Here is a 6,390-nt window from a genome sequence, read left to right on the forward strand (position 1 = left end):
AGTTATAGTTATAGTTATAGTTATAGTTATAGTTATAGTTATAGTTATAGTTATAGTTATAGTTATAGTGATCAAAGCCAGTCGTTTAATTTGCATTAAACGACTGGCTTTATAAACATCAAACTTTAATAAGTCGATGTTGTACTTGTCCCAATCGATGCGAGTCTCAAGTGCATGAGCAATGACTTGCTTAACGTATGAACACTCTTCACCGATAGTGTGAAACTAGGTAGACCTAAGTTTTCGCTACCACGGCCAATGATTTTCTCGGCAAACTTGATACATTAAACTGTGTTGAAAACACCTTGCCAATTCACTTTCATATCAAGCCTCTATTACTGCTGCGTAGCGTTTGGAGTTAGACTTTAATTGGTATATTGTATACGCATGTATTTAAATTGAAACCCCTTTGTTTGGAGAATGTAGCTAAATAAATGCTACTAACAACCACAGCAATAATTGTATACAATATCCAAATGTTAACTCTGGAGCAATAAAAATATGCAGTCGATCACAATACCCCCAAATTTATCGAGCAGTTTTAAGGATTTTGTCACCATAGATGCTCACACAGAAGGGGAGCCGTTGAGGATTATTATTTCGGGATATCCAGAGATCAAAGGTTCGACCATCTTAGAAAAGCGTCAATATGTGCAGCAGAACCTTGATACTTATCGTAAATTACTAATGCATGAGCCTAGAGGGCATGCTGATATGTATGGGGCGCTTATTACTGAAGCTGTTACGGAAGAGGCCGATTTTGGCGTACTTTTCTTGCATAACGAAGGCTATAGCAGCATGTGTGGCCACGGAATTTTGGCTTTAGTTAAGGTGATGTGCCAAACGAGCTCTATCAATTTAGGTCAAGAGCCACGCATTATTAAAATCGATTCGCCAGCGGGGTTGATTACCGCAAAGGCTTATCGTGACCCGCAAGGAAAAATCCATGTAAGCTTTAAAAATGTCGACTCTTGGGCCGATGCATTAAATTGCCGCGTTAATGTCGAAGGTTTTGGCGAGGTTAACTACGATATTGGCTTTGGTGGAGCCTATTATGCGTATGTCGACGCTGACGAGCATGGTATAAGCTGCGGGCAAGATAATGTGGCGCAGTTAATTGATCTTGGACGACGCATTAAACATGCGGTGATGGCATCACATACGTTAGTACACCCCCTCGAAGAAGACTTGAGCTTTTTATACGGCACGATTTTTACTTCTAAGAAAGTGACTAATCCAGAAGCGCATTCACGCCATGTTTGTATTTTTGCTGATGGAGAGGTGGATCGCTCACCTACAGGCACCGGAGTTTCTGCTCGGGTGGCGCTACTGCATGCTAAAGGTGAAGTGGCTTTGAATACGCCGATAATGATTGAAAGTATTGTGGATGGCAGAATGATTGTTAGTGCGTCTTCAGAGTGTGAATTTCATGGCAAGCCGGCAGTGATCCCTGAAGTTTCTGGTCGTGCTTATATTACCGGACAACACAAGTTCTTTGTTGACCCCGATGATGTGTTTCAAAATGGCTTTATGTTGCGTTAATCATGGCAAAGATATTTGAGTGGAGTAAAAGCTTATGAATCATAATGCTCAGCCTGAGACACTGACGATTGTCGGCGCTGGAATTGTCGGTTTAGCCGCCGCCATCGAGTTACAACGCGCTGGATTTAAGGTTAAAGTCTTAGATAAAGAGGGGGCAGGTTCGGGAGCTTCAAAAGGAAACGCTGGCCACTTTGCTACTGAGCAAGTGTTTCCTTTAGCGGATCCTGCCATGCTCCCTAAGTTACCAGGAATGCTGCTGGATCCGCTTGGGCCGTTTCGCATTCAACCCCAGTATTTCTTTAAAGCGTTACCTTGGTTTTTTCGTTTCCTACATAATATGTTGCCCTCTCGAAGAGCTAAGAATAGCCGGGCAATTAAAGCATTAAATCAAGATTCAATTGCTGCGATGAAGTCTCTTACCGCTTTTTGTGGCTGTGAAGAGTTACTGAGCTTGAACGGTAGCCTACTCGTTTTTGAAGGGACTCCGATCCAAGAAGTACAGAAAGAGTATCGCGCTTATGCCGATGCTGGAGTGGATCTGCAGTTACTTAGTGGAGATGAAGTCAGAGCGCTAGAGCCCTCGTTGACCTCTAACATCACCAATGCTTTATACTTTACCCATGTTGGTCATACAGAAGATCCCTATCGTTTATGTTTGGCGTTAGAAGCTAAGTTTAAAGAGATTGGCGGGCAGGTCGTTACCGAAGAGTTAGTTCAGATTAATAGCTCTAATACGGATCCGAGTATTACCTTAGAGACGAATTCGGGTAGCCACAAAACTGAACGCCTGGTTATTGCCTCGGGGGCTTGGTCGAAACCTTTTGCTAAACAGTTGGGTTACAAGGTGCCTTTGGAAACAGAGCGGGGCTATCATTTGATGATGCCTCAACGAAGCCGCTTGTCACGTCCGGTTGCTTCTTATAATCGAAAGTTCATTATTACCCCAATGCGTGATGGCACTAGATTAGCGGGAACAGTTGAGTTTGGTGGCTTAAAAGCCCCCTTAGTAGAGGCCAGAGCAAACTGTTTATTTCCTCACGCTAAAGCATTGCTACCTGAGTTATTTGCCGATGCGACAGCCGATGATGGTGAGCGCTGGATGGGCTTTAGGCCTTCTATGCCAGATAGCCTGCCAGTACTTGGCCGTAGTCAAAAGCAATCGAATGTGTTTTTCTCATTTGGTCACCAACATTTAGGACTGACTTGGTCAGCGATTACGGCAAAATTATTGGCCCAAGAGGTGTTAGGTAAGCAAGCCGATATAGACTTGAGTCCCTATCGTATCGAGCGCTTTAACTAGTAATGAATAAAGACTAGTAGAGTAAAAGGAGTGAATTTCGCTCCTTTTTTATGCACACAATTGAGTAAAAATGAATAATGAGATGTAAAGCATCGCGTTGAGTTAAGTGCAAATAGTATTATAATTCTTGACTAGTTAAGTCGAGATTTTAGCATTTACTATAGTGAGAAGGCATATCAAAAGAGCAATTTCGTACTGCAAAGCAATTATTGATAATCCATGGATCTTGTTAGATGATATTATGACTATTGTATCGTTTATATTAGGTCTGGCTGTTATTTGGATATTCATCTCGCTCTTCTACGCGCTTGGAGGCGGTTCAGCGGCAGATCTTATTAGCCCAAATAAAGGGTGAGTATATCGAGACCAAACAATTGCAATAACCTTAGTTAGCGGAAACAAAACAAGCCAAAACTATGTTTGGCTTGTTTAGGGGAGGCTTCTTTATGACAAATTATCCTTATGTTTTTTACAGCATAAAGGCTTCAATCTCTTCTATCGTTCTTGGCACATGGACCGACAGGTTTTCAAAGCCTGTTTCGGTGACTAAGATATCATCTTCGATACGGATCCCCATACCGCGATAGGCTGCAGGTATATCTAAGGCATCTTCAGGGAAATAAATACCCGGTTCAATGGTAAACACCATGTCAGTTTCAAGTGTGCGCCACTGACCTTCATTGTCGTGATAAGGGCCTACATCATGAACATCCATACCTAGCCAATGGCCAGTTTTATGAACCGTAAAGCGCTTATAGCTTTCACTTTTCATAATCTCGTCAATATTTCCGGTTAATAGACCAAGCTCCTTAAGCCCCTCTGCCATCACTTGCATGCATGTTTCGTAAAGCGTATTCCAAGCCGCACCAGGGCGAACTTTTTCGATGGCTTGATCCAGTGCCTTGAGCACTAATAGATAGATAGATTTTTGCTCAGGAGTGAACCTGCCATTAACCGGGTAGCTGCGGGTAATATCAGCGGCGTAATGTTTGAATTCACCACCTGCATCGATAAGCAGCATCTGTCCATCAGACAACTCGCAGCAGTTCTCTTCATAATGCAGACAACAAGCGTTATTACCGCCAGCGACGATACTAGGGTAGGCGACATCGTTGCAGCCATATTGCGCGATAGTAAAGTCAAAGAGTGAGGAGAGCTCACGCTCATTTACGCCGGCCTTGCAAGCCTGCATAACGGCTTTATGACCAGCAGTTGATGCGGCAACTGCTGAGCGTATTTTAGCAAGTTCGTCCTTGGATTTTATCACTCGCTTTGTGTGTAACACCTCTGCCAAAGGCTTAATCGAGGTGAAGCGCTTAGGTGTATCAAAAGAACAATTATGGCGCTGATGGTTCGCCCAGCTTATTAGTTGCGAAGAGAACCGTCCAAGTTCATCACTTATATAGAAAGTGTTGATATCTTGTAGTAATGGAACCAGGGTGCGCTCAAACTCTGCAATAGCATACGCCTTATTTGCTCCGTGGATTGCTACAGCGCCATCAATTCCGGCCCGAGCACCAAAGCTAACTTCTTGAGCGGGGTCTTTAGGGCGACTAAATAAAATGAACTGATTAACATCACCTTTAATAAGTAATGCAATGGCATCGGGCTCGTCGAAACCCGTTAAGTAGAGAAAGTCATTGTCTTGTCTAAAATGGTATTTAATATTTTTACTGCGCACTTTCTGCTGATAGCCAGCAACCAGTACTAGACTGTTATTTGGTAACTGCTTGAGCAGTTCAGAGCGTCTTTGATGGTAGATATTAGACATCTTATTATTCCATAGCAGTTAATTGAATCTACAACAGGCCTTAAAATGAAAGACTGTATATTTTATTCATTACACGATATTAGCTGCTTTATAGCAAGTTCACGGTGCATTTTGTTGTAATGAGTGGAATAATAATAGCCATTGCATATTAGAGAGAATGTATTGTGAATCGAGCGGTATTTTTAGACAGAGATGGCGTTATCAATCTAGACCATGGTTATGTACACCAAGTTGACGATTTTGAATATATAGACGGTGTGTTTGACGCGTGTGCATCTCTTAAAGAGATGGGATATTTGCTTGCTGTTGTTACCAACCAATCTGGTATTGCTCGAGGAATGTACAGTGAAGATCAATTTCACTCATTAACAGAGTGGATGGATTGGAACTTTGTCGATAAAGGCGTTGAGTTGGATGGCATCTATTACTGTCCTCATCATGCAGAAAACGGCGTAGGCGAATACAAAATCGATTGTGATTGTCGTAAACCAAAACCGGGCATGCTTAATTCAGCTGCACAATTTTTAAAAATCGATTTGTCAGAGTCGGTCATGGTCGGTGATAAGCGCGATGACATGCTAGCTGCCAAAGCGGCAGGCGTACCAACGCGAATCTTGGTAAGAACGGGGAAATCTGTTACTGATGACGCGATTGCTGCAGCTACAGTTGTTTTAGATTCGATTGCAGATGTACCTGCATACCTTGCCAATAAAAGCTAACGGGTAAACATTCACTTATAATTTACAAAGCTTAAGCAGTGAACATTATGCTCGAATCTAAATGCCCCGAATTGTCGGGGCATTTTTGTATTGAGCTTTAAACCACGATTTTTTGCTTCTGTAATCCTGACTTTTAAGTTTGTATCCAATATTAAAGCTAGGTGAATATTACCAGCATGCCTTGTTTGGTTTGTTAAATAGGCTCAACATGCTGTTTAAAACAGCATGTTGAGCGAATGCTGTTCAATTGATGCGAATATTCTAATTAAATTGAAAAGGCCCCTTGCGCTTTGGGCTTGTATGCCTATAATGCGCATCCACTGACACGGCACAGCAGACTAACTAGATTATGTTTAGTGATTACAAATAATCGTTAAGCTAGATGTAGCAAGGCTTGCAGGGTATGTGGTAACTCTTATTCCTTTATTAAAAGGTTGAGAGTAAGAGAGTTACTTCTTCGGAAGATGATTCTGGTGAAAGGCGTTTGTAAGGCTTCTAATAGCGATGATTATTCACAATAGTGACTAAGGATTCGGTGAAAGGAAATCTTCTTGAAATAAACGCTTGACGCCAATAATGGGAAGTGTAGAATACACACCCCTAGCTGATTGGAATGGTTCGCAAGAACGCCAATTCTGGCACGCTCTTTAACAATATGACAAGCAAATCTGTGTGGACACTCACAGAGATTAAGTTATTCGAAATTACTTAATGAATGAGTGTTCATAGCAACTTTGGTCTTCACTTTCTTATAGAAAGTAAAATCAAAGATAATTTATGTAATACAGAATTCGTTGAGCCGCTGATTTAGCCTTACTTGTAAGGTGGAAGAAGCAAACAAAACTTTAATTGAAGAGTTTGATCATGGCTCAGATTGAACGCTGGCGGCAGGCCTAACACATGCAAGTCGAGCGGTAACACAAGGGAGCTTGCTCCTGAGGTGACGAGCGGCGGACGGGTGAGTAATGCCTAGGTATCTGCCCAGTCGAGGGGGATAACAGTTGGAAACGACTGCTAATACCGCATACGCCCTACGGGGGAAAGGAGGGGACCTTCGG

4 protein-coding genes and 1 rRNA gene are annotated in these 6,390 nt (G+C 42.3%); 4 read left to right on the forward strand and 1 reads right to left on the reverse strand.

What is annotated here, in order from left to right:
* Positions 1-501 precede the first annotated feature (501 nt).
* Both K5Q73_RS21090 and K5Q73_RS21095 read left to right on the forward strand, forming a co-directional pair.
* Positions 502-1,542 carry a proline racemase family protein gene (locus K5Q73_RS21090; RefSeq protein ID WP_220765791.1) on the forward strand — a complete coding sequence of 347 codons (1,041 nt, stop codon included), beginning with the start codon at positions 502-504 and terminating at the stop codon, positions 1,540-1,542.
* Positions 1,543-1,576: 34 nt separating this feature from the next.
* Positions 1,577-2,842 carry an FAD-binding oxidoreductase gene (locus K5Q73_RS21095; RefSeq protein ID WP_220765790.1) on the forward strand — a complete coding sequence of 422 codons (1,266 nt, stop codon included), beginning with the start codon at positions 1,577-1,579 and terminating at the stop codon, positions 2,840-2,842.
* A gap of 469 nt (positions 2,843-3,311) precedes the next feature.
* On the opposite strand, the gene K5Q73_RS21100 is transcribed toward K5Q73_RS21095, so the two are convergent.
* Positions 3,312-4,613, reverse strand: coding sequence for an aminopeptidase P N-terminal domain-containing protein (locus K5Q73_RS21100; protein ID WP_220765789.1), 1,302 nt, complete (start codon positions 4,611-4,613; stop codon positions 3,312-3,314).
* A 164-nt stretch (positions 4,614-4,777) separates the two neighbouring features.
* Between K5Q73_RS21100 and gmhB the strand changes: the two genes are divergently transcribed.
* Both gmhB and K5Q73_RS21110 read left to right on the forward strand, forming a co-directional pair.
* On the forward strand, positions 4,778-5,332 hold the full coding sequence (gmhB, locus tag K5Q73_RS21105; RefSeq protein WP_220765788.1) for a D-glycero-beta-D-manno-heptose 1,7-bisphosphate 7-phosphatase: 555 nt from the start codon (positions 4,778-4,780) through the stop codon (positions 5,330-5,332).
* 846 nt (positions 5,333-6,178) lie between these two features.
* Positions 6,179-6,390: ribosomal RNA gene (locus K5Q73_RS21110) — 16S ribosomal RNA — on the forward strand; the annotation flags it as partial.

This window comes from Shewanella sp. MBTL60-112-B2 (genome assembly GCF_019655055.1).
Taxonomy (GTDB): Bacteria; Pseudomonadota; Gammaproteobacteria; order Enterobacterales; family Shewanellaceae; genus Shewanella.

Excerpts from the sequence above, each read along its gene's own strand:
- K5Q73_RS21100 (WP_220765789.1), bottom strand. The coding sequence starts at position 4,613 with ATGTCTAATATCTACCATCAAAGACGCTCTGAACTGCTCAAGCAGTTA.
- K5Q73_RS21095 (WP_220765790.1), top strand. The coding sequence starts at position 1,577 with ATGAATCATAATGCTCAGCCTGAGACACTGACGATTGTCGGCGCTGGA.
- K5Q73_RS21090 (WP_220765791.1), top strand. The coding sequence starts at position 502 with ATGCAGTCGATCACAATACCCCCAAATTTATCGAGCAGTTTTAAGGAT.